20 protein-coding genes are annotated in these 23,430 nt (G+C 64.1%); 11 read left to right on the top strand and 9 right to left on the bottom strand.

Translation table 11 applies throughout. From position 1 onward, the window contains the following. A partial coding sequence (locus HMPREF2826_RS00945; RefSeq protein ID WP_246824630.1) for a glycerate kinase occupies positions 1 to 451 on the bottom strand: 451 nt, incomplete at its 3' end. Between the two features lie 241 nt (positions 452 to 692). Here HMPREF2826_RS00945 and HMPREF2826_RS00940 point away from each other — a divergent pair. After that, a complete protein-coding gene (locus HMPREF2826_RS00940; protein WP_083307184.1) occupies positions 693 to 2,747 on the top strand; it encodes a heavy metal translocating P-type ATPase in 2,055 nt (684 codons plus the stop codon). 111 nt (positions 2,748 to 2,858) lie between these two features. Here the strand turns inward: HMPREF2826_RS00940 and HMPREF2826_RS00935 are convergent, their stop codons facing one another. Continuing rightward, complete coding sequence (locus HMPREF2826_RS00935) at positions 2,859 to 3,545, bottom strand: class I SAM-dependent methyltransferase (protein ID WP_070638335.1); 687 nt, start codon at positions 3,543 to 3,545, stop codon at positions 2,859 to 2,861. A gap of 107 nt (positions 3,546 to 3,652) precedes the next feature. Beyond that, positions 3,653 to 4,573, bottom strand: a complete 921-nt coding sequence (locus HMPREF2826_RS00930; protein WP_070638332.1) for an SPFH domain-containing protein — start codon at positions 4,571 to 4,573, stop codon at positions 3,653 to 3,655. A gap of 359 nt (positions 4,574 to 4,932) precedes the next feature. Between HMPREF2826_RS00930 and HMPREF2826_RS00925 the strand changes: the two genes are divergently transcribed. The 3 genes from HMPREF2826_RS00925 to HMPREF2826_RS00915 all read left to right on the top strand — a co-directional run bounded on the left by HMPREF2826_RS00925 (position 4,933) and on the right by HMPREF2826_RS00915 (position 6,666). Continuing rightward, entirely contained in the window at positions 4,933 to 5,385 is a 453-nt protein-coding gene (locus HMPREF2826_RS00925; protein ID WP_070638331.1) for a LytTR family DNA-binding domain-containing protein, read from the top strand. Positions 5,386 to 5,442: 57 nt separating this feature from the next. Further along, entirely contained in the window at positions 5,443 to 5,892 is a 450-nt protein-coding gene (locus HMPREF2826_RS00920) for a hypothetical protein (RefSeq protein ID WP_070638327.1), read from the top strand. A 144-nt stretch (positions 5,893 to 6,036) separates the two neighbouring features. Further along, positions 6,037 to 6,666, top strand: a complete 630-nt coding sequence (locus tag HMPREF2826_RS00915) for a lactate utilization protein (RefSeq protein ID WP_070638324.1) — start codon at positions 6,037 to 6,039, stop codon at positions 6,664 to 6,666. A 171-nt stretch (positions 6,667 to 6,837) separates the two neighbouring features. On the opposite strand, the gene HMPREF2826_RS00910 is transcribed toward HMPREF2826_RS00915, so the two are convergent. Together HMPREF2826_RS00910 and HMPREF2826_RS00905 are read right to left on the bottom strand one after the other, a co-directional pair. Continuing rightward, positions 6,838 to 11,442 (bottom strand): MSCRAMM family protein, encoded by a 4,605-nt coding sequence (locus tag HMPREF2826_RS00910; RefSeq protein ID WP_070638320.1) that lies wholly within the window; start codon positions 11,440 to 11,442, stop codon positions 6,838 to 6,840. A gap of 3 nt (positions 11,443 to 11,445) precedes the next feature. Continuing rightward, a complete protein-coding gene (locus HMPREF2826_RS00905) occupies positions 11,446 to 15,864 on the bottom strand; it encodes an InlB B-repeat-containing protein (RefSeq protein WP_246824629.1) in 4,419 nt (1,472 codons plus the stop codon). A 118-nt stretch (positions 15,865 to 15,982) separates the two neighbouring features. On the opposite strand from HMPREF2826_RS00905, the gene HMPREF2826_RS09375 reads away from it, so the two are divergent. The 3 genes from HMPREF2826_RS09375 (at position 15,983) to HMPREF2826_RS00895 (ending at position 18,223) form a co-directional block, all read left to right on the top strand. Beyond that, positions 15,983 to 16,198, top strand: a complete 216-nt coding sequence (locus tag HMPREF2826_RS09375) for a hypothetical protein (RefSeq protein WP_168163955.1) — start codon at positions 15,983 to 15,985, stop codon at positions 16,196 to 16,198. Between the two features lie 518 nt (positions 16,199 to 16,716). Continuing rightward, a complete protein-coding gene (locus HMPREF2826_RS00900) occupies positions 16,717 to 16,995 on the top strand; it encodes a (2Fe-2S)-binding protein (protein WP_070638317.1) in 279 nt (92 codons plus the stop codon). 325 nt (positions 16,996 to 17,320) lie between these two features. Then, positions 17,321 to 18,223 carry a diacylglycerol/lipid kinase family protein gene (locus HMPREF2826_RS00895; protein ID WP_070638315.1) on the top strand — a complete coding sequence of 301 codons (903 nt, stop codon included), beginning with the start codon at positions 17,321 to 17,323 and terminating at the stop codon, positions 18,221 to 18,223. 57 nt (positions 18,224 to 18,280) lie between these two features. Here the strand turns inward: HMPREF2826_RS00895 and HMPREF2826_RS00890 are convergent, their stop codons facing one another. Further along, entirely contained in the window at positions 18,281 to 18,790 is a 510-nt protein-coding gene (locus HMPREF2826_RS00890) for a PTS sugar transporter subunit IIA (protein WP_070638313.1), read from the bottom strand. 322 nt (positions 18,791 to 19,112) lie between these two features. Here HMPREF2826_RS00890 and HMPREF2826_RS00885 point away from each other — a divergent pair, with 322 nt between their 5' ends. From HMPREF2826_RS00885 to HMPREF2826_RS00870, 4 genes are all read left to right on the top strand, one after another. After that, positions 19,113 to 19,601: a flavodoxin family protein gene (locus HMPREF2826_RS00885; RefSeq protein ID WP_070638310.1), complete on the top strand. Its 489-nt coding sequence runs from the start codon at positions 19,113 to 19,115 to the stop codon at positions 19,599 to 19,601. Beyond that, positions 19,598 to 20,356, top strand: a complete 759-nt coding sequence (locus HMPREF2826_RS00880; protein ID WP_070638307.1) for a hypothetical protein — start codon at positions 19,598 to 19,600, stop codon at positions 20,354 to 20,356. The genes HMPREF2826_RS00885 and HMPREF2826_RS00880 overlap by 4 nt, the downstream gene beginning before the upstream one ends. Positions 20,357 to 20,488: 132 nt before the next feature. Further along, positions 20,489 to 20,839, top strand: coding sequence for a cupin domain-containing protein (locus HMPREF2826_RS00875; RefSeq protein ID WP_070638303.1), 351 nt, complete (start codon positions 20,489 to 20,491; stop codon positions 20,837 to 20,839). 182 nt (positions 20,840 to 21,021) lie between these two features. Further along, positions 21,022 to 21,216, top strand: coding sequence for a helix-turn-helix transcriptional regulator (locus HMPREF2826_RS00870; protein WP_070638300.1), 195 nt, complete (start codon positions 21,022 to 21,024; stop codon positions 21,214 to 21,216). Between the two features lie 126 nt (positions 21,217 to 21,342). Here the strand turns inward: HMPREF2826_RS00870 and HMPREF2826_RS00865 are convergent, their stop codons facing one another. From HMPREF2826_RS00865 to HMPREF2826_RS09760, 3 genes are read right to left on the bottom strand one after another with little or no spacing between them, the layout of a single operon-like run. Next, the gene (locus tag HMPREF2826_RS00865) at positions 21,343 to 22,323 is read right to left on the bottom strand and encodes a TlpA family protein disulfide reductase (RefSeq protein ID WP_070638297.1); all 981 of its coding nucleotides are present in this window, start codon (positions 22,321 to 22,323) and stop codon (positions 21,343 to 21,345) included. A 45-nt stretch (positions 22,324 to 22,368) separates the two neighbouring features. Then, positions 22,369 to 23,271 carry a 4Fe-4S binding protein gene (locus HMPREF2826_RS00860; protein ID WP_070638295.1) on the bottom strand — a complete coding sequence of 301 codons (903 nt, stop codon included), beginning with the start codon at positions 23,269 to 23,271 and terminating at the stop codon, positions 22,369 to 22,371. Continuing rightward, on the bottom strand, positions 23,264 to 23,428 hold the full coding sequence (locus HMPREF2826_RS09760) for a CD1871A family CXXC motif-containing protein (RefSeq protein WP_070638294.1): 165 nt from the start codon (positions 23,426 to 23,428) through the stop codon (positions 23,264 to 23,266). Before HMPREF2826_RS09760 ends, HMPREF2826_RS00860 begins: the two co-directional genes overlap by 8 nt. Between the last annotated feature and the right edge of the window lie 2 nt (positions 23,429 to 23,430).

Genomic DNA, 23,430 nt, shown 5'->3' with positions numbered 1-23,430 from the left:
CGCGCATGCAGCCCATGCCGCCGTCGTTGGCGGCGGACCCTCCCAGCGCGATCGTGACGTCATCGCAGCCCTGGGCCAGCGCGTCCGAAATCAGCTCGCCCGTGCCATAGCTGGACGTCATGAGGGGGTCGCGCTCCTCAGGCATAAGGAGCTGCTGGCCCGACGCCGCCGCCATCTCTATGACCGCGCGCCTGTCGCCCAGAAAGCCGTAGGAGGCCCTGATGGGCCGGCCGAGGGGGTCATGGACGTCCACCCCGCGCAGTTCGCCCCCGCAGGCGGCGACGAGCGCCTCCGCCGTGCCCTCGCCTCCGTCGGCCATGGGGATCCCAACGCACTGGCAGTCGGCAAACTGGTCCCGCGCGGCATTTTGGAGCAAGCTGGCCGTCTGCGAGGACGAGAGCGTGCCCTGAAAGCTGTCCGAGGCAAAGACGAACCTGTATGGTGAGGCCACGGTGGCTCCTTCCCTGCATTGCATGCTCCCATCATACGGCATGCTCCCGCCGTCGCCCGCGCGACCGCGCCCTCGCCGCTTGCGTCCGCTCAAAGATGGCGCTGGCAAAGGGGGCTTGGTCAAGGCGACTGAAGAATATAATGAAAACCTGTTGACAGCGGTGCCCCATGTGAGTACGCTACGCTTGTAATATGAATTATTGCTCATGTATTCATTAACAGAGAGGGACTGGGTGACGCACATGGGTTGCAACTGCCGCAAGAACACCGACGACATCAGCAAGGACACCGACGCCATTCGCAGGCAGCCTGACGGAGCAGCCGGCCTTGCCGACGACGACTGCGCTGGCGGACGGTGCGTCGAGCACGACGAGGACGAGGACGACGAGGAGGAGAGCCCGCGCCAGCTGGGCAGGCGGATCGGCGCCTCTACCGCACTGCTGGCGGCGGCATGGCTCGGCACGCGCCTCATGGAGCTGCCCCTCGTCCTGCAGCTTGCGCTCTTCCTTCCCTCCTACCTCGTGGCGGGCCTACCCGTCCTGCGCGAGGCCGCCCAAGACCTACGGGAGGGGGCGGCGTTTGGCGAGAGCGTCCTCATGTCCGTGGCAACGTTGGGGGCCCTGCTCATGGCCTTCGTGCCTCAGGGTGAGCCCCTCTTTGCCGAGGCCGTCTTCGTCATGCTGTTCTTCCAGGTGGGCGAGCTGGCGGAGGGGCTGGCGGAGCAGCGCAGCGAGCGGTCCGTCAAGGCGCTCATGGACATCCGTCCCGACGTGGCCGCCGTCGAGCGCCAGGGCAAGATCGTCAGGCTCTCCCCCGGCGACGTCACCGTCGGCGAGACGATCGTCGTGCGACCAGGCGAGAGGGTGCCCCTTGACGGCGTCATCGTCGAGGGGGCGACGAGCCTGGACACCTCCGCCCTCACCGGCGAGTCGGCCCCCCGCGAGGCACGATGCGACGATGCGGTGACCTCGGGCTGCGTGAACCTCACCGGGGTCATTCGCGTGCGCACGACCAGCAGCTTTGCCGATTCGACCGTCTCGAGGATCCTGGAGCTCGTGCGCGGCGCCGACGCACGTCGTTCGCGCTCGGAGGGGCTGGTCGAGCGGTTCTCCAAGGTGTACACGCCCATCGTGGTGGCCCTGGCGGTTCTGGTCGCCGTCGTTCCTCCGCTCGTGAGCGGCGACCCCCAGGCGTCGGCAGCCACCTGGCTGCTGCGCGCGCTGACCTTCCTGGTGGTGTCCTGTCCCTGCGCTCTGGTGCTGTCCGTGCCCCTGACCTTCTTCGGCGGCATCGGCGGGGCCTCCCGGGTGGGCGTCCTCATCAAGGGGTCAGACCACCTTGAGACCCTCGCTCGTGCCGACACGGTGGTGTTTGACAAGACCGGCACCCTCACCCAGGGGGCCTTCTCGGTCACGGCCGTTCACCCGCAGCTCATCGACAAGGACCAGCTGCTGCATGTGGCGGCGCACGTGGAGAGCCGCTCCCTGCACCCGATCGCCGCCGCGCTGAGGGACGCCTGCCCCATCGACGAGGACGGCTGTATCGTCACCGACATGCACGAGCTTGCCGGCAGGGGCGTCGTCGCCCTGGTCAACGGCAGGCGCGTCGCCGTGGGCAACGCCCGCCTCATGGAGGACGAGGGCGCGCACTGGCACGACTGCACCAGCGACAACGCATGCACCACGCTGCACGTTGCCCTTGACGGGACGTACGCGGGCCACGTGCTGGTGGCCGACCAGCTGCGCCCGGACAGCGCCGCGACCGTCGCGGAGCTCAGGCGAGCGGGCGTGCGACGCTGCGAGATGCTGACGGGAGACGTTGACGAGGTTGCTCGCGGCGTCGCCGCCGAGCTGGGGCTCGACGGCTACCATGCCGGGCTCCTGCCCGCCGACAAGGTGGCGCGGCTTGACGACATCATCCAAGACGCCGCCCGTGCCGGCGCCGGAGGCAACAGGGGCTCGGTCGTGTTCGTGGGAGACGGCATCAACGACGCCCCGGTCCTGGCCCGCGCCGACGTGGGCGTCGCCATGGGAGCCCTGGGGTCTGACGCCGCCATAGAGGCAGCCGACGTCGTGCTCATGGACGACAGCCCCAGCAAGGTCGTCACCGCCCTGCGCGTCGCCCGTCGGACCCTGCGCATCGTGCGCGAGAACATCGCCTTTGCCATTGGGGCGAAGGTCGTCATCCTCGTCCTCGCGACCCTCGGGCTGGCCCCGCTGTGGCTGGCGGTCTTTGGCGACGTGGGCGTGCTGGTGCTCTGCGTGCTCAACGCGTCACGCGCCCTGGCGATTCGCTAGGTCGCCCCGCACGCGGGCGGACTGCGCCTCCGGGTCGCGGGTCAGGTTGCCCGAGATGTTCGGTCGCCCCGCACGCGGGCGGGCTGCGCGGCGCCTCGGCGACGGGCGCGCCTACGGCCGTGGCACGACCAGCACGTCATAGCGCACCACCTTGCCCGCCAGCGCATAGCTGGGCTTGACGCCCCCCAGCCACGGGCCTTTGAGGGGGCGTTTGATGACCACCTTGCGCGGGCGGGCGGCGAGGGCGGCCGCAAGGAGCCCCTCCTCGTCGTGCGCGGGGTCCTCCAGCATCTGCAGCAGCTGGAGCTTCTTCTTGGTGGCCGCGTCCTTGCGCTTCTGGGGAAACATGGGGTCCAGGTAGACGACGTCAGGGACGAGGGCGTCGCCGGCGTCCCCGAGTTCTTGCAGGTACGCGGCGCCGTCGCCCGCGACCAGGCGCATGCGCGCCGTCACATCCGCCAGGCCAGCCAGCGCGGAGGCGCGCTCGAGCGCGTCGGCAAGCAGCCGCGCCACCACGGGGTTGCGCTCGCAGAGCGTCACGGCAAAGCCCGAGGCGGCCAGCAGCAGCGCGTCCTCACCCAGGCCGGCAGTGGCGTCAACGGCCGTCGGTCGGGCGTCCGCCCCCCTCACCCGTGCCGCGCGCACCAGCAGCTCACGGGACAGACGATCCTGCCTCAGCCGGGGAAGCAGACGCAAAAAATCGCCCCTGAGTCCCATGCCGCCCGCCCGCAGCGTCAGGCCCGCAGGCTCCCTCACCAGCTCCATGCCCGCGGGGAGGGACGGCTCGTTGGCGACCATGCCCCCGGTAGGGGATGGCCGGCCGGCCGCCTCCCGCCGCATCGGATTGTCATGACCTTTGTCCCCGCACATGGCGAACCCTCCCGCAGGACCGCAGGCCCCGCGCGCTACTCGCCTAACGTGGCTTTCTTGGCTGTGATGAACTGGTCAAAGGAGGAGGCGGACTCCTCGAAGCCCGAGGGCAGCACGACCGTTGACGGCCCCTTCTGCGCAAACTGGCTCATCATGTCCACCCACTGCGTGAACTCAAAGAGGCGGTCTGCCTGCTCCTCGCTGACGCCCGTCTCCTTGATGGTGTCGATGGAGTCCTTGATGCCGCGGGCGATGGCGACGCGCTGGTCGGCGATGCCCTTGCCCTCGGCCGCCATGGCCTCGGCGCGGGCCTGGGCGGCGATGACCGTCTTTGCCTTAGCGGCGTTGGCGTCGTTCTTCGCGCTCTCGAGGTTATTCTTGGAGGCGATGATGTGGTTCATCGACTCCTGGACCTCCCTGGGCAGGCTGATGGACGTGATGAGGGTCGTCACCAGCACGTATCCATACCCCAGCATCTTCTGCGCGACGATCTCGTCAATGGACTGGGCGATCTCGTCCTTCTGACCAAAGACCTGGTCAAGTGAGCGCATGGGAATCTGGGAGCGCAGCGCGTCGGCAAGGTAGTCCTGCATCTGGGCGATGGGGTCCTTGAGGGTGTAATAGCTCCTCCAGATGCCCGAGTTGGACTCATCCTGGGACGGGGTCGAGTCAACGTGATACTGCACCGAGACCTCAAGCTCAATGGTCACGTTGTCGCTCGTCTTGGCGTCAAAGGTCATGCGCTGCTCTTCGGTCATGAGGTCGACCATGTGAACCGTGTCGATGAACGGCGCCTTGATGTGAAACCCGGCGTACGCGATGTGCGAGAACTTGCCCAGACGCTCCACGATGGCCGCGTGCTGCTGGCGCACCACGAAGGCGAGGGACAGAATGATGGCGGCCGCGATGATGATGAGAGGCAATAGCGGCATGATTCCAACCAAGAGGGCAAACATGCGGTTCCTTTCGTGGCAGACAGTACACCTCCTGTGATTGTACCGTTACGCGCGGCGCCATTAAAACTCAGCCCAAGGCCTTACTCGGAGCGTACCGTACCTTCATCGTCGTGCCACATTCCCATGGCGGGCGCAACGCGGGAGCGCGCAGGGCGGCCGCAGGCGCCCCCCGTGGCAGGCGCCGGGTGCGGCGGCGAGCCGCATGGCATGCAACTGACCTGCCCCTACGTGCAGCTCATGTCAGGTCAGGGGGCAGATGTCGCAAGTCGGCGCGACAAGGCGCTGACCGCCGCGGCGTGAGACTACCCTGTACCTGTCAGTTGAGTCGTCACGACATCCCAACGAAGGGGGCGAGAGACTTGGACGTACGCGTTGTGGAGCAACAGGGACAAGGCGACATCGAGGTCACCATCCGCTGCGCACCGGGAGACGAACGCGCCGCTCGGCTCGCAGAGCGCATCCGCGCCTCGCAGGGGAGGCTCGCGGGGTACGAGGGTGGCGGTCTGACGCAAAGGCTCGTCTCCATTGACCAGGTCAGCTGCGTCGCGTTTGAGAACCAACGAGCCTGGCTCTGCCTGACTGACGGAACGCGGCTTGAAAGCCCGCTGCGCCTCTTTGAGCTTGAGGAGGCACTGGACGGCACGGAGTTCGTACGCGCCTCCCGACAGGACCTCGTCAACTTTGACCATGTGCGTGCCATCAGACCGGAGCCCGGAAGCAGGCTGATGCTCACCCTGGACGGGGGGCGCAGGGTGCTTGCCACCAGAACCTATACCCCCGGCATCAAGAAGAAGATCGGCATCAGACGATAGCGCACCGGGCGCTGCAGAAGGACATCTCGGCCTCAGGAACGAAAGGAGCGGGTTTTCATGTCAGACACCACCCTTGGAAAGACCGTCGGCCACGGCATCCTGTCAGGAAGCCTCAAGGCGGTCATCATGCTCGTCATCTATGCCATCGTCCAACAGGCGATGAGCGGACCCTCCGCCAGCGGAACCATCATCCTGAGCTGTGCGGCCGCCGGCCTTGCAGGAGGCATCCTTCAGCAGCTCTGGTTCGTGAGCCAGGGCGCGATGAGGTTCTCCTATCCCACGCGGATCTTTGGCTTTGGGAGCACCTACTTGATCGTGCTTGTGGGATGCGCCGTCTGGGGCGCATGGCTCCCCGTGCGTCTGCCGATGGCCTGGGTCGTGTTTGTGATCATATACCTGGTCATCCTTGGCGTCATGACCCTTGTGATGGGGGCGGTGTTCAAGCGGCGCGGCGCCGACTACACGGCGCGGCTTGACGAGTACCACGCCCGCCGCCGTCAGGGCTGACGCCGACGCACAGGCCAAATGAGCGCGGCATTACAAGTTGCGCGCCCTTGCCCTGGTGCCAGGCGATCGGACTACACTCATAGAGGACGTACGGGGCGGCGGGACTCAACCTGCCGTCCCACGGGCTTTCGCGAGAGGACGGTCATGAATCCCACCATCAAGCTGCGCAACGAGCGCCTCGCTCGCACGGTCATCAAGGGCCTGGCATCCCGCAACATCGAGGGGCACTATGCCGCCACCAAGGAGGAGGCCCTCCAGAAGGCGCTGTCGCTCATTGGCGAGGGCAGCTCCGTCACGATGGGCGGCTGCGCCAGCGCGCGCGAGATCGGGCTCGTTGACGCCTTGAAGCAGAGAAGGTACACCTTCATAGACCGCGACGCCTTCGAGGACGCGCGGGCCGCCATGCTCGCCGCCTACGACGCCGACGTCTACCTGTCGAGCGCAAACGCGCTGACCGAGGACGGCGTCATCGTGAACATTGACGGCAACTCCAACCGCGTGTCCGCGATAGCCCAGGGACCTCGACGCGTGCTCTTCATCATAGGCATGAACAAGGTGTGTCCCGACGTTGAGTCCGCCATAAAGCGAGCCCGCAACGTCGCCGCGCCCATCAACGCCGCGCGCTTTGGCAAGGCGACGCCCTGCGTCACGACGGGCGCCTGCGCCAACTGCAAGGCGCCCGACACCATCTGCTGCAACCTCCTCATCACCCGCTACTCCAAGCATCCAGGGCGCATGAGCGCCATCCTGGTCAACGACAGCCTGGGATTCTGAGGGTTCGCGCGACCGTTCATACGCGCACTACCATGCGCCAATAACGGGCAGGGCCACCCATTGCGGGAGGCCCTGCCTCGTCTTGGCTATCACGCGCTCACGCTACGGGTGGGCCAGGGCGCGCGTCCGCAGATACGAGACGCGCGTCTCGCGCCTATCCCTGACGGCCCGCTATCCCTGACGGCCCGTGCGGCGCAGGCGGAAGAGAAGACCCGCCGCCAACGCGAGCGCACCCGAGGCGACGAGGCCCGTCAGGCCCCGGGCGGCGTCTCCCGTCTGGGGGGTCGCCGCAGCCGACGGCTTGGCGTTGTCCTTGACGGTCAGCTCCACTACCTTGCCGTCCTCACGAATCTGGACTTCCACTGGATCGGAGTTAAGTTCATAGCCCTTCGGCGCCGCCGTTTCCACAACCTTGTAGTCGCCATAGGGAACGTCAGCAAACTCGACTTTTCCGTCTGCGTCCGTCACAGCCTCACGTACCACGGCGTCATCCTGCCTGAGCTGGAAAGCCGCACCTGGCAGCAGTTTTTTGCCATCGGCGGCGTCCACCTTGGTCACTTGGATGGTGCCATGAATGCGCGTATTAGTGATGGTCGCCACGAGGTGGCCATCTTTGGTCTCGTACGCGTACGACGCCACGTACCCCGTGGGAACCGAGCCCTCTTCCACGGTATAGCGTGCAACCTTGCTCGTCGCGGGGTTGTTCACGAGAAGATTGTCAAAGCTGCCCTTCCACGGCGTCGCTGAGTCGGGTGCAAGGCTGAGCGCTGCGATGTCCTTGCCGTCGATGTCTTTGGCGGCGCCACCGTCGGCAAGAAGCTTCACGCTGATTGCGTCGTGGCGCATATCTTGCCCGTCTGACCCGTCGGCATTTTTACCCTCGGCCCAGAGCTTGCTTACGTCTATCTTGGTGACGCGCGTGAGGCCCACGTTGAGCGCACGCGCATTGGACGAGGCCACGGTCACGCCGGCGACCGAGGCGGACGTCTGGTCGCTTGCGGCCGTCATGACCATGCTCTCGCCCACGGGCGAGAAGCGCACGAAACGGTCAGCGGCCGCTGAGCCGGGGTCGGTCGGGTTGTATGCCCTGACGGTATAGGCATCAAGTGCACCGACGGCGCTTGCCGCCCAGTCCTTGAGTCCCTTGAACTCATAATGACCCTGGTCGTCTGTGATTGCCGTGTCGACGACCTTGCCTCGCGCGTCAAGAAGCTCCATGCGCACGCCGGCAATCACGTTGGATGCCTCCGTGGCATCCATCTTGCCGTCGTAGTCGGCATCCACCCAGGCGGTGCCTGCCAGCAAGCCTGGAAGCGGCGTCATGGCAACGGGCTGACCATAGCGATATCCCTTGCCCGAACCCAAATCGCGCAGGTAGATGGGTATATAGACATCGAGGAGGCCCTTCTCGAAGTCCTCCTTGGGAACGTCGCGCAAGGTGAGGTTGAACTTGAACTGCTCGCGCTGCTTGGCCGCAAAGACACTGTCTGCCGGAGACTCGATGCGCACAAAGTTTACGGCGTCCCAGTCCTTCTGCGTCCAGGAGGCGGTATCGGCCTCCTCGGTCCAGGCAAAGCCGTCCCAGTCAAGCGCCTGGCTCGTGGGCGTGGCGTTCTTGGCATAAAAGACCTTGTAGCCCGCTGGCAGCTCGCTCTTGATGCCGCCATTCAAAAAGAGGTCAAACTGGAATGCTCCCTTGGGCTGGATGGCCTTACCCCAGTCCTGCCCCTTCTTGGGCACGGGCCAGTACACCTTGAAGCCGTTGGCATCGTTGTTGGTGGGGTTGTTCGCAATCAGACGATAGTCCACCGTGCTGTTGGCGCCAATGCCCGTCTTGGCAACGCCGTCGTAGGTGATGTATTGCGAGTCGGGCTGGGTGGCCATCTTGGCGGCCGACGTCACCACCAGATCCGTGGGCGCTTTAATTATCCACTCGCCCATGGGAGCACCCAGAAGGTCATCCGTACTGCCGTTGCCGTTGAGGTCCCACTTGTCCTTGGCAAACCCGCCCTTGCTATACACCAGGTCTTCGGTGGTGTCTGTGTCGTACTCATACCACATGAGCTGGGAATATTTGCCCGACACATCCTTCTCGGGGTCGGACGCAAAGCTCACTCGCACCAAGGAGGGAGCAGAATACGCCCAATATGACTGGATGATGGCGTAGGGTGTCAGATCGGCCTCCTCGCGCCATGCCACGAGGGGGCCCGTCGCACGCGTGTCGTGGATGTCCTGGTCGGACGTGAAGGCAGAGAAGTCAAGCTTGTACACCTTGGCATTGGGATAGGTGGCCTTGGGGGCGTCCGAGGCGGGTACCTCATACACGTTCGGCTGCTTGGAACTGATGTGCTCGCCTGCAGCGCCGTCCTTGTTCCAGGAGTCCTTCGAGCCATAGACTGAGCGATACGTCATCTGAAAGCTCAGGTCGTCGCCAAGGGGGCTCACGTAGTAGATGGCCTTGTAGGTCTGTTGGCCTTGGGCGCGGCCGTCCCACACAGGATCAAAATAGGAGAACCTCGAATCGTTGATAGTGTCACCAACGGTGAAGACCATGGGGTTGCCATCATGATAGGAAAACACCGGACCATGGCCCTGGATGAAGCTCTTGCCCGTAAAGGCCGTGAAGGTGTCGCCAATGGTCACGTGGTCATAGGAGCGGCCGGGGTACTTCAGGAGCACCTCGCCCTTGCCATCGTTGAAGTCCCACTTTTCCTGGTTGCGATAGTTCCAGTTTGGCTCCTCCTCGCCCGTGTTCTCAATGCGGATGCGCGTCTTGAAGAGCGTGGGGTCATCGCCCCACTTGCCCTTCTCGCGCACCTCGTTGGTGAGCACGCGGCCATGGAAGGGGAAGCTGGCACTTTCGCTCGTCCCCTCGTATCCCCAATCATTATTCACGTAGCTGGTGAACTTGGTCTTGGCAGGTATGGTGTTGATCTTGTACTCGATGCGCTTGATGTAGACATCCTCGGTATGTTTGCCGAGCACGTCGTCCACGATAAAGCGCTGCTTGGGGCTATCCACCGTGCGCGTGAAGGTCTCGCCCGTCTTACTGTTCCAGAACGTCACCGTAAAGTCGCTCACCTGGGTGGGCTGGGTGCCGTCCGGCTTTTCCTTTGAGATGAAGGGCAGAGCCTGAGCCGTAATGCCCGCAATCTTGGTGTCGTTGACGTCGTAGTCGATGATGATGGTCTTGGGCTTGCTGTCGCCGGTGCCGCGATTGCCCAGGGTAAAGTAGCCAAGCGTGCGATTCTGCGTGTGCTCGTAGCCGGGGGCGCCCAGATAGACCTCGTTGTCGGCTATGTAGCCCTCCCACAGAGGCCAGTCCTTGTCATTGGCGTTCTGCTTGTACATGGTGGTGTTGACGTACACGTCCTCTTTGGGCTCAGCAATCTCATAGCGCATGGTCTTGAGCTTGGAGGCGTCATAGGGCAGGTAGGAACTCGTGCCTGAGGGGCTATAGAACTTGGCACCCACATCAATCTGGCTAATCTCGGCCACGCTTCCCACCGGAAAGTCAGCCACAGGAAAGCGCCACATGGGGTTGAAGACCGTCTCATGGCCGGTGATGGGAACGGTAGCTGCGTTCGTGCGCCGCCACACGTAGAGCTTCTTGCCGGCCGGCACGGTATAGATAGTGCCCGTGCTGAGCGTGAACTGCTCCCCGGGGCCATACACCTTGAGATCCTTCTCCTTTACGCCGTTGTTGCCATCAGGAGAGTAGCGACCCAGGTACTCGGCCTTCTCGGGCGCGAGCATGGCCAGGTAGTAGTCCTCGAGCATCTGCGCCTCGTAGGGGGCGGTGTACTGCGGGCCAAGGCCTGCAATCCAGGCGATGTCATGGCCTGTTCCCTGGGGATCGTCAGCTCCTATCTCCACATTGCCGTTGGCGTTAAGGAGATTGCTGTAATTCTTAGCAAAGCGAATATCTCCCAGCCCAGGCAGATGCGTCACGGACAGGTCTGCGCCCACCTTCTGCGTGGTGGGAGCTTCGCCCGCTGTGGTGTAGGCCTGCGTGAGCGTGATGGCATCCGTAATATTTGCCAGGCCCGGATTGAAGCCAAAGGCAAGGCCCATAGGAAGGTTAAAGGTGACCTCCTGTGTGGTGTCCTGAAAACGCAGGGTGAGCGTGCCACCAGAGCTCCTGCCATACACAACGGACGGCTTCTTGGCGGCATCGGTCTGCTGCTGCGGCATGACGACACCGTTTGCCTGAAGCTCGCCCACCCAGCCGAGCGTTTTGTCAAAGGCAAAGTTGGTGTCCCACTGCATGCCGTAGGGCAGGGCGATCTCGATGGACTTGTCGCCTGCCGAGGGGAAGACGGCATGAACGCGCAGGTTGAATCTCCTGCCTTTGGGAAGGCTCAGGCTAGCCTTGGGGTCGGACAGCAATCCGTAGGTAGTCTTGCCATCCTTTGAGACGAGCGTGCCTTCGATAACAGGCTGGGTCGCAGGGGCGCGAAGCGGCGCGCCTTTGGGTGCAGACGTCGTCGCTGGCGAGTCGGCAGCGGACGCAGCTGCGTTGGCCGCATCGTCCTCGGACGCTGCGTCAGAGCGCCCCGCAGAAGTGTCCTGCGTGGCCTTGCTCGCATCAGCGGACGTGCCGGCGTCGCCACTCTTGCCAACATCGCCGCCCTCCTGAGGGGAGGCCTGCCCCTCGACAGGAGATGACGGTACAGGCTGCTCGCGCGCCCAGGAAGAGCCGACGAAGAGGGTGAGCTGCGCGACAAGCAGAATCGCAAGGAGCGCGGTCAGAAGCCGTCTGGTGGCGGTCGTCATCGTCTATCTCTCATCCTGTGCCGTGTGCGAACCCTTATGATGCGGGCGGCGACTCCGCATGCGCATGCCAAAACCTACGACGGCGGCACCAAGGGCCGCGACGCCCAGGACAACGGCCACAGGAAGCGTCGTGTCATTGGTCCGTGGCAGCGTCCTGGCATCCTTGCCACCGGTGGTGCCACCGGCGGTATGATCGTCGCTGGGACCTTCTGCCTGGGTGACCCGCATGGTCAGCTGAATCGTCTCGTCATCGCTCGCCACAGCATCCTTGCCGTCAGGCCACTGGACGGCCTCCCAGGCAAACGAGAACACCCTGCGCGTGCCCGACGCGGAGGTGGCCGCAGCGCCAAAGGAGCCCTTGACCGTGCCTACCATGGTGAGGTTCTCCCCCGCCGGGGCATCACCGTCAATCTTGACGCCGGGCACCGTGAGTCGCATCCACCCGTCGTTCGCGCCGGCGGCGTCCACGACCCTCTCGAGGTCCGTATAGGTCTTGATGGAGGAGGGGTCGCTCAGGCCAAAGGAAACCGTCACGGTCCTGCCGCTCACGCGCACGTCACTCACCTTAAAGCCGTCGCCAAAGTCGGCGGCGATGACCTTGCTCGCGTCAAGGTCGGACGGCAGCGTCATGCCGTCAGGAACCGTAAACGTGGCCTCGAACGAGAACCTCATGGCATCCAGCATGATGGCGTCGTGACTGACATTGGGATATGCCGCCTCGATGTTGTTCATCTGCTCTTGGATGGACGCCGCCAAAAGGGCGCCCGTCAGGTCAAACGTGGAGCCCTGGGCGGCCTGAATGGGCGCGTCGTGCTCGGTGTTGGCGCCCACCAGCATGTCGCCGGGAAGCGTGGAGGCCATGGGCGTGACAACCTGGACCGTAAACCGAATGCCGTCGTCGACCGACGTGGCCGTCGCATCCATGCCCTCGGGCGTCTGCACGCCCTCCCACGTGAAGGAGAATACCTTCGTGGTGCCCGTCGCGACCTTCGTCGCATGGGCCTTGAAGCTGCCGCTCACGGTGCCCACGACGGTTGCGGTCGTTCCTCCCGGGACGTCGTCGTCGATCTTGACGCCGGGGAGGGTGATCTTCATGGTGTCGCCGAGGTTGGTGACGACGGCCTCCTGAAGGTCCTTGTAGGTCTTGATGCCGTCCTTGAGCGTCATGGTCACGGTGACGGTCTTGCCGCTGACAAAGACGTCGGACACCGAGAAGGTGTCGGCAAAGCCGTCGGTCCTGATGGCGTCCTTGGTCAGGTTCCCGGGCAGGGTCATGCCCTCAGGAATGGTGAAGGTGGCCGTGAAGGAGGAGGACATGTCCGAAAGCTTGATGCCGGCATAGTCGGTCGTGTTGGGGAACAGGGCCTCTATGCCTCTCATCTGGGCCTTCACCACGGACGCCTCGATGGTGCCCGTAAAATCGACGGTCTGGCCGGCAAGGACGGGATACACGCTCTCGTGCTCGGTGTCCCCTCCGACCAGGATGTCGGCGGGAAGCGTCTGTTGAGCGGGCTTCACCACCAGGATCGTCTGCCGAATGCCCGCGCCCCGGGGATCCTTGCCCCCCTGGACCTGCTCGCCGTTCCATGCATAGTCGAACTTCTTGACCTTGCCCGAGACGGTGTTCTCCGCATACGAGGAAAACGTGCCGCTCACGACGCCCGTGGCGGCAAGCTCCTGGCCGTTGGTCACGTTGTCGGCGTCAAGCGTGAGGCCCGCGACGGTGACGGTGATCGGCTTGGCGATCACCGCGCTCGGCGCATCATCCTTGCCGGTGGACTCCACGGCGTCCTTGAGCTGCCGGTAGTTGGCATAGCTGCCCTTCAGGCCAAAGGTCACGGTAACGTCCTGGCCGTTGACGGACGTGCCGGTGACCTCAAAGCAGTCCCCGAGGCCCGTCGTCGTGACCGTGGGATTGGGCGGCACGACGACCCCGTCGGGCAGCGTGATGGTTGCCGTAAAGGTGGACGAGGTGTCAGAGAGAGCGATCTTGGTGAGGTCGTCCAGGCCGCCCGCGATGGAAGTCTCAAGCGCGTTCATCTGGCTCACGATGCCCGCGGCATCGACGGCGCCGGTCATGCTGAAGGTCTCGCCCGTGACGGCTTCCTTGACGGACGTGGTCTTGTCCTGGGAGCCGCTCCACATGTCACTCGGAATCGTGGTCGTGCCCTCGACATGCTCAATCGCGGGGTCGACGTTCCACTTGAGGTAGTAGGTCACATCCTGCGTCAGCTCGGCGGCCCCGTCAATCTTGGCCTTGGACGAGCCGGCGGCGTCCGTGAACCAGTAGTAGTACTCATGCCCGTAGACGACCCCAAAGAAGATGAGCTCGACGTCCTCGTTGCCCAGCACGTGTCGCGCGCGGCTCGCGATGCCCGTGTAGGCGGCGTCGGTGTTGGTGCCGGTGGGGCTGGCGATGCCCTTGGTCTTCGCCGAGACGGAGCCGTCGCCCAGGGATGCGAGCAGCACGTCGAGGGTCGTCTTGTCGGTGGCCTTGGGGCGTCTCTTGACGACGGCGACCTCGCCGCCGTTCTCGTCGGTCGTGACGTCAAACACGGCAGGGTTCCTCTTGAACACGCTGTCGGCGGAGAAGACGCCGCCGTTTGCGGAGAACTTGACGCTGACCAGCCGGTCCTCCCACGTGGCATATAGGTCGATGACGCTGGTGCCGGCGGGGACGGCAAGCGTGCTGCCCGCGGCGACGGCGTCGCCCGCGCCGTCAGGCTGGGTGGTCCACCCCTTGAAGACCTTGCCCGCGACGGCAAAGGAGGGGGATGCCTTCATGACGTCATCCCCGGAGAGCACCTTGATGGTGCGGGCGGGGTCGCTCGACGTGGAAAGATACGTCGCGTCGGTGGCGGCGCCGTTGTGATACCTGACGGCGTAGGACGAGTCGTCGCTCTCCCATGTCGCATAGACCGTCATGTCGGCGGAGACTGTGGTGCTCGCAGAGAACGGCCGCTCGGCGCCGGTCGCGTCCTTGTAGAACCAGCCACGGAACTTGTAGCCCGCCGCCACGGGCGCCTCCGGAGCCTTGGTGGAGCCTCTCGCGACGGACGCGGCCGTCTCAAGCGCATAGCCGCGCATCGCGAGCGCGGTCACGTCGGCTGCGGACCCATCGGGATAGGCCGCCGCGACCTGCTGCGCCGCGCCGGCCGCATTGAGCTTGAAGGTCACGGTGGCAGCGGGGACCCAGACGTGCTTCTCGCCGTCGCTCGACGCCTTGGCGACGGCGTAGTCGTAGGGCTGGCCGCTCTTGTTCAGGGGCTTGAGCGCGGCCGTGGACGGGTCCGCGAGGGTGAACAGCGAGAGCCTCTCGTCGCCGTTGGCGGCACCGTTGGCGGGAATGGTGCTGCCCATGCCGCTGTTGTAGCCCGGCGCGTACTTGACGCGATACGAGCCTCCCGTCACGACGAAGTTCTTCGTCGTCTGGCCGGCGCCGTTATCGGCGTCGCGCGCCGCCGGGGTCTCGACGAGGCAGTCTTCCTTGAACTCGATCGAGCCCTTGGCCTGCGCCCCAAAGAGGGCGCCGCTGTTGCGCCCGTCTCCCTTGATGGTCGAGTTGGTGAGGACGACCGTGCCGGTGTTCACGTTGAGGCCGCCCACGCCGCCGTTGGTGAACTCGAGCGTGGAGTTCGTGACGTTGACGGCGCCGTTATTGACGCCGACCGAGATGCCCGCGGTAGAGCCCGCGTTTGCCGTGATGCGCGAGTTGACGATGTTGGAGGCTCCCTGAATGGTCATGCCCGTCCTACCGTAGAATGACGGGTTGATCGTGAGGTCGGAGTCCTCCATGTTCAGCTTGCCCACATAGAAGGTCTGGCCAAAGCCCTTGACCGTGAGCGACGCATTCCTGAGGTTGAGGTCATACGCGTCAAACCAGGTGCGCGCCTGGGAGTTCACGTTGATCGTGCAGTTCTCGAACGTGATGCCAGGCGCGTAGAAGTTGGTGTTGCTCTTGTCGTCCGCCGTGATGGTGAGCTTGTCCTTGCCTGCGGAACCCTTGACGGTGCCGGCAAGGAACAGGCCGTGCGTGCCGCTGCCGGCTGCGTTGTCCTTGAGGACGTAGGTGCCGTCCGTGATGGTCGAGCCCCTCTCGGCGGTGAGCGCGGTCTTGAAGCCGGTCATCGTGAGCGTGCCCGCGCCCGTGAGGGTGGCACCGCTCTTGAGGACGATGCCGTCAACGCTGTTGCCGCTACCGGTGACCTGCGCGCCGTCGGCCGCAACGGAGAGCGTCACGCCCGAGGGTATGCTGGCCGTGGCGGGCAGCGCGATGTTGCCCTTGACGCACAGCGTGGTGATGGTTGGGTTGGCAGCCTGCATCTGGAGCGCCTTCGCGAGCGTCTTGACCGCCCTGCCGTCAAACGACGACCCGTCGTTGGCGTCGTTGCCGTTTGTCCCGTCAACAAAGACGGTGCTCATCGCACCCGGAGCGCGATGAGCACGCGCCTGTGAGGTCACGTTGGTCAGGACCGTCGCAAGGGCGGTCGTCCCGCCAGCATCGGGGCCTGCGTCGGGCGACTCGCTGGCAGGGGCGGCCTTGTCGCTCCCCTTTGGACGGGGTCGAACACCCGTCGTCGCCCCTGTGCGAGGCGTCCGGGACGCCCGGCGCGAGCACATCCTCCCTGGCGGAATCACTGCCCGCCCCACCGTCGTCCTGCTGGACGGCGACGCCCTCCAGGCTCGCCGCCTGCTCGCCGTAGACGAGCGCCGGCACGAGGAGGCTGGACAGGGACAGCACGAGCACGGCAGCTAGCAGGCCCTTGACCACGTTTCCGATTGGTCCGGCCCCAAACCGCCGCACGCCATTGCTCGTTTTCATATGTCTCCCACCGATATACAGTCTGATATCTGACAGTATGGTACCTACAAATACATTGAAGTATGACCCCCCTCTACCTGAAAATCAAGGTAAACCGCTAGGAAATGCCTTGTCGTGGCGCACGATTCGGCCAGCGCCCAAGGGAAGGCGCCCCAAACGGCAAGGTCGTCCCAGCGACCGGCAGGGTCAAAAAACCATCCGGGCGGCACGGGTCGTGCGCCGCTTGGGGGCACGGGCCATGCACCGCTTGGAGGCAGGGGTCATGGCCGCTTGGGTGGAGAGGCCCGTCCTGACATGGCAACATCGTCGCTTGCGGGTATACGGACGATATGCAAGCCCGACGACGATGCGCCATGCCGTGTCATCAAGCTCATGAAAGCAGTTCGACTGTCAGGGCCGCACGCTTGCGCGAGCCCGCGACGCGCGGCACGGCGGAAAGCGAGGATGCCCGAATGTCCAAGTCAGATATCATCTGTCCCTGCCGGCACGTCTCAAGGCAGGACGTCATCGACGCCGTGGCGGACGGCGCGCAGAACATGCACGACATCAAGAAGATGACCAAGGCATCCACCAAATGCGGCAAGTGCGCCAAGAAGGTGGAAACGTATCTGGAACAGGCCTTGTCCAAGGGCGGGGGCAGCGCGGGCGGCAAGAAGGGCAAAAAGGACAAGGGCAAATCCAGCAAGAAGGGCAAGGCGCATACGTCCGGTAAGAAGGGCAAAAAGGACTAGGGACGCCATAGAGTCGTCGGGGGGCGGCCTGAAGGCCGTCTCCCTTTCATGATATGCATATTAAAGGCATAGATATTCATCCCTTATCTGGGTATGTCGGATATAGTCGGCATTACTCGGCCTTTTTTGGCTCATTCGCCCAAAAAAGGCCGAGTAATGCTGACGTATGCGTCGCCCGACGCGTATCGAGTGAATGCCGCCGCCTCACTCATCCATAACGCCACGCTCTTGGCCGGCTGGCGCGCGTTTGGCGTTCAACATTGACTGTCAGCCGCCCCGGCGGCCCGCTGCGTCATAATGGGACAGGCCAAAAAAGGAGGTCCCCATGAGCACGGCGCTTCTCATAGCAAATCCCAGCTCGGGCAAGGCTGATGCCAAGGAAGAGGTCTCGGCCGTCAGCAAGCTCCTCAGCGAGCACTTCGACGAGGTGACGGCTCAGCTAAGCACCAGTGCCGAGCACGCCATGGAGCTGGCGCGCGAAGCTCGGACCAGCGGCGTTGACGCCGTCTTCTCCCTTGGGGGCGACGGCACCGTGAGCCTGGTGGTCCGCGGCTTGCTTGACGGCGCCGCAGACGCTGACGAGCTTCCCGTCCTCGGCATCCTTCCCGGCGGCACGGGCAATGGGTTTGCCCGCACCCTGGGCATTCCCTCCGACGTGACGTCCGCCATCGAGGCCATGGACTTCACGTCCACGCGCCCCATCGACATCGGCACCGTCAACGGAACGCCCTTTACCTACACGGTGACGGGAGGGTCGCTGCCCGAGGGCATCCGCGACGTTTCCTCCGAGGACAAGAGCCGCTTTGGATTTTTAGCCTATGTGACGAGCGAGCTTCAGCGCATTGGCGGCGACGAGAGCCACCGCCTGCGCATCACCGTCGACGGGGAGCGCTCGGTGGAGGACGTCAATTCCTTTGTCGCCTTCTCGGTCAATACCATGGTCAACATGATCACCACGGAAGAAAGCTCCGGGGAGAGCGACGGCCTCGTTCATCTTGCCGTGCTCAAGGAGGCGACGCTCCCCTCGCTCATGTCTCTCCTTCCGAGCATCTTGACGAGAACTGCCGAGGAGAGCGACCAGGTGCTCCTGCTGAGCGGAAAGAACATCCGCGTCGAGTGCCTTGACGGCAGTCTGCGGTGCGGACGCGACGGCGACGACGGACCAGAGCTGCCTATTGACCTGGGAGTCCTGCCGCAGCGCGTCAGAATCTTTGCCATGAGGGGATGACGCGGGGGCGTCCAGGCGCTCGCGCGCCGCGCTCGCGGGCGGCATAACCTCCCGGCGCTACAACGTGACCTCCATCAGCACGTCGCCCGCCGTCACTTGCGCGGGCGCCACCTCCCGCACCGCACGACCCGACGAGATCAGCTCGTCCGTGTTTGAGACGGCCAGGATGACCACGTCGGGATAGCCGGCCTGGGCCACCTTGCCCCTGTCAACCCGCACGAGGGTCTGTCCGGCGAGCACACGGCGCCCCTTGGCGACCCTCACGTCGAAGCCCTCGCCTCGCATCTCGACCGTGTCAACCCCCACATGCACGATGACCTCGACCCCGCCCGAGGTCGAGATGCCGTAGGCATGCGGCATCGCCACCGTGACGGTGCCGTCCACGGGACAGCGCACCTCGTCGTCATCCGGCCAGACGCCCACCGAGACGCCCATCATTCCCTCCGAGAACACCGGGTTGGGTATATCCGCCATGCGTACGACCCTCCCGGTGGCGGGAGACAGGATCTGCAGGGGGTCGGGCTCCTCGGCGCGTTGCGCGCCCGTGAACACATCGCATAGTCCCATGAAGCCGCTTCCTTCCGCTTGGGTGATCCGTCCTTGGGTGCACCCGTCCCCTTGCCCTCGGTTCATTATCGCAACGCCGACGCCCACCGCCGACGCCCGACGTCACCAGGATCGCGATGTCGCCGAGACCGTTGAAGCCGTTGGCGTCGGCGGGGCCGTTGCGTCCAGTCTGACAGAACCATTACATCAGGAAGACGTTGCCCTGGTGAAGGAATGCTATGCTGAGGTATCAACTTCGCGCCCCTGCCCGCCTCGACATGCCCCCGCCTGCCTTGCCGAGAGACGCGCGGACGGAGCCGGCGCCAAACGTCTTGGAGGGTCCTTGGACGTCATCGTGCATGACCTCGGCAAGCATTACAGCACCATGCTCGCGAACCACTGCGACCACGTCATTGAGGCGGACGGCCGGTATGCCGGCTGCCAGGGCTGCTTTGGCTGCTGGACCAAGCACCCTGCCGCGTGCTTCATCAAGGACAAGCTCCGCACGGTCTGCCGCGTCATCGGCCAGGCGGACAAGATTACCATCATCACGGAGAACCTCTACGGCAGCTACAGCCCGCAGGTCAAGGCGGTGCTCGACCGAAGCATCGGCAGCTCCACGCCCCTGAGCTGCTATCGCGGGGGCCAGATGCACCACTGCCTGCGCTACGGACCCCACGACCTGTGGAGGGTCGTCGTCTATGGGGACGTCACCGCGCAGGAGCGCGAGACCTTCCGCCTGCTTGCCCGGCGCAACGCCATCAACGAAGGCTTTGAGCGGTTCGAGGTCGCCTTCCTTGAGGACCTCTCGAAACTGCGAGGCGCGCTATGAGGACCCTCATCGTCAGCTGCAGCCCCAAAAGGCGGCTGAGCGCCTCCGGGCTGCTGGCGTGCGTCCAACGCCTGAGCGTGCGCGGCACGGTGCGCCGCCTCGCGCTCAGGAGGCGCGGGGACTTGCCGGCCGTCCTTGAGCACCTCTGCCAGGCAGACGCCGTCATCCTCAGCATGCCGCTCTACGTGGACGGCGTGCCCTCTCACGTTCTCGAGTTTCTCAGGGAGGCAGAGACGTTCTGCAAGGAAAACGACCTCCATCCCCGGCTCTACTGCATCGCGAACAACGGCTTCATCGAGGGCAGGCAGAGCGAGCCCCTCATGCGGACGCTCGAGAACTTCTGCGCGCGATCCGGTCTTGACTGGTGCGGGGGCGTTGGCGTCGGCGGCGGCGTCATGCTCAACGTGAACGCCGTGCTCATGTGTCTCAAGCTTGCCCTGCTTCCCGTGAGCCTGCTGCTGAACCGGCTGCTGCCAGACGGGTCCACGCCGCTTGACGTCCTGGCGGACACGGCGATAAATCTGCTGGTCCTTCTCGCCCTGTGCTCGACCATCCTGTTCTTTTTGGTGCGTCAGGGGCGCGCCGTCAGCGCGGGCGCAGATGCCGGGACCCACTACACCCGTGTCCTCATCCCGTCATTCATTTTCATCCCCATGGCAAACGTGTTCTTTGTCATCGTGTCCCTGTTTCAGGGAGGCCTCTTTAGGGGCTGGCTGGCGCCAAAGGAGATCGGCCAGCCCAACCCCGAGGCCTGAGTTCCCGGGCGCGAGACAGGCGTCCGAACGCATGTCTCGTCGAAGGGGTCGAACGCCCCTCGCGCATACTCTGGGCACCCCGCAAACGTATACTCAAGACACCATTTGGAACGAGCGAAGGGGCGTCGCACGATGATGATCGACTTTTCGAGCGTCGAGGCAGTCAGCCACACCAACTTCAAGGGCGGCACCGGCAGCGTCACCATGCAGGCGGTTGACGACGGGTCGGTCCGCGTGATGCGCGCGACCCTGCACCCCCACTCGTCGCTGGGTTTGCATCGTCATATGGGAGATGCCGAGGTGGCCTACGTGCTCTCCGGCACGGGGCGCATCATTGACGACGGGATCGAGCGCCCTCTGACGCCCGGCGCGCTCACCTACTGCCCCAACGGCAAGGAGCATCAGATCGTCAACGACGGGGACGAGGACCTCGTGGTCTTGGCGGTGATTCCTCGGCTGTCAGATGAGCATCCTGCTGAGTAACGAAAAGCCCAAAGGGTGACAGCAGCAACTCCCCTCGCCCTGCCCGCGCCTTCGTTGACGGTCTGACGGAGGACGCGGAGCCCCATGAGCCAAACCGGCTCCTCCTCATGCTCGTCGCGATCACGGCGACCGTCGCTGCACTGGTGGCGACGGGGGCCTACCTCGTCTCCGGAGCATGAGGCATGAGAAACGCCGCCAGGGAGCTCCGGAAGAAGGACGGCCTTCGCCAGGCTGACCTCGCAGCAATGCTGGGGGTCAGCCGCCAGACGGTCATAGCCATAGAGAACGACAGGTATGACCCTTCCCTCGCCCTCGCAATCAAGATCGCGGGGCTGTTTAGGATGCCAGTGGAGGAGATCTTCTTCCCCGATAACTGACCCTGGGCGCTCGCGCCGATCGGCCCGGCTCCTGGGAGCCGGGCCGACTCGCTTGAGGGCGGCCGCGCGCTGGCGTGCCGCGCAGCCGCGGACGGTAGCCTCATTGCGACGCGTCGTCGTGGAACCCTACTTCGCGCTGTTCGCGATCGCCTGATCAATCAGCCTGTCCAGCGCCTCCCTCTGCGCGGCAGACGTGATCGCGCCCACGATCGGATCTCCCACAACGTTGCCGTTGCTGTCGATGACGTAGGTGGTCGGGAAGGAAAACAGCCCCGAAACGAGCTTGCCGGCGTCGCCATCCGTATTGAACCAGACGTTTTTGTACGTAACGCCCTTCTTCGACAGGACGTCCTTGGCATCCGATATCTCGCCCTGGTTGCCGTCGAGCGTAAAGGAGTTAACTCCCACGACCTGTCCACCCTTTTCGGCAAGCTTCTTGTTAAGCGCCTCCAGCTCCCCGAGCTCCTCCACGCACGGCTTGCAGCTCGTGAACCAGAAGTTCATCACGGTCACCTTGCTCTTTGAGAAAAGCTCGTCGCTGCTCACGTCGTTGCCATCAAGATCCTTGCCCTTGAAGCTGGGAAACTTGGTGGACTTGCCTGCGTCGCCCGTCATGCCCGCGCTCGCGGCGTCAACGCTCTCGCCCGCGCCGGGCGTGCTTGCGCAGTCGGGAAACTCCTTCTTGAGCGCCGCGAGCTTGTCCTCGATCTTCTTGATCTTCTCGGCCCCCGTCTTGAGCACGTTGAACTCGTCAGCCGAGAACGTGTCCTTGGCGCCCTCCACGGTGGCAAGCAGGAAGTCGCCGTAGTTTGAGCCGTCCCCTATCATCGAAGAATCCTTGTTTGCCCCAGCAAACACCTTTTCCCATAGGCTCTTGTCGCTTGAAAGAATGTCGTTCTCCTTCTGCATGAGCCTGTTGTACAGGTCGGTCGCCTCCTCGGCGTTCTTGGGCTGCTCCGCAATCAAGGCCTCGATGCCCGCATCGTCTGGCGCCGGCTTTTCCTTGTCGCCCCCGGGCGTCGAACAGGCCGCGAGGCAGAGCACCAGCGCGGACATCATCAGTGCGGCCGCAATCTTCGCAATCTTCGGTAGCTTCGTAACGCTCATACCATTCCTCCGTTTTCCTGAATCCTAAATCCTTGCTCTTACGTACTACTTGTCCTCACACGGCTGAGAAGGCTGCTTGTCCGGCAAGCTAAAGCCGTAGCGAAACCTGACGGCGTCAACGGGACAGACGCTTATGCACTTGCCGCAGCGAATGCACTCGGCATGGTCGGGCGAGCGCGTGACGTCGACGTCCATCTCGCACGCCCTCGCGCACCTACCGCACGAGACGCACCTGTGCCGGTCAACCTGCATTCCCAGCAGAGACACCTTGTTCATGAGCGCATACCATGCGCCAAGCGGGCAGATCCATTTGCAGAAGGGGCGATAGAAGAGCACGCTCAGCACGACCACCGTCACCAAGATGATGAGCTTCCAGGTAAACAGCCGGCCGAGGGCGGAGCGTATGCCGGTGTTGACGACGGCCAGCGGAATCGCGCCCTCGAGCACCCCCTGCGGGCAAACGTACTTGCAAAAGAAGGGGTCGCCCATTCCCGTGTCGCTTACGACCAGCGCGGGAAGCAATACGACGGCAAGCAGCAGCACGACATACTTCACATACCTGAGCGGCTTGAGCTGTTTCGTCGACAGCTTCTTGCTGGGAATCTTGTGCAGCAGCTCCTGCAGCCAGCCAAACGGGCATAAAAACCCGCACACGAAGCGCCCCAGCAGCACGCCGATCAGGATCAGCGTTCCGGTCACGTAATAGGAAAAATTGAACTTTGAGGAACCCACGACCGCCTGGAACGAGCCTATGGGGCACGCGCCCGAGGCCGCCGGACACGAATAGCAGTTGAGGCCAGGCACGCAGACCGTCTTTCCCGCACCTTGATAGATGCCGCCTTTGACGAAGTTGGGAAGGTGGACATTGGTGAGCAGCGTCGCCGCCGCCTGCACCCAACCGCGAAGGCGGCTCAAACGATGTGAGGCAGAGTTTCTTCTCTTATCCAATTCCGATACACTCCAAGCAAAGTCTGATCGCCTTGGCCAGCACGGCGTCTGCCTCGCCGCGCAGGGCGCCAAAGCACACCATGGTTATCCCGACGACCAGCAGGGCAGACTGGGCTATGGGTTTTATCGCTTTGATCAATGTGCTCGCTCCTTTCATCT

It is taken from the genome of Olsenella sp. HMSC062G07, from assembly GCF_001811895.1.
Classification (GTDB): domain Bacteria; phylum Actinomycetota; class Coriobacteriia; order Coriobacteriales; family Atopobiaceae; genus Olsenella_F; species Olsenella_F massiliensis.
Note: the sequence above shows the minus strand (reverse complement) of the source record. Positions and strands in the feature narration are given on the sequence as shown.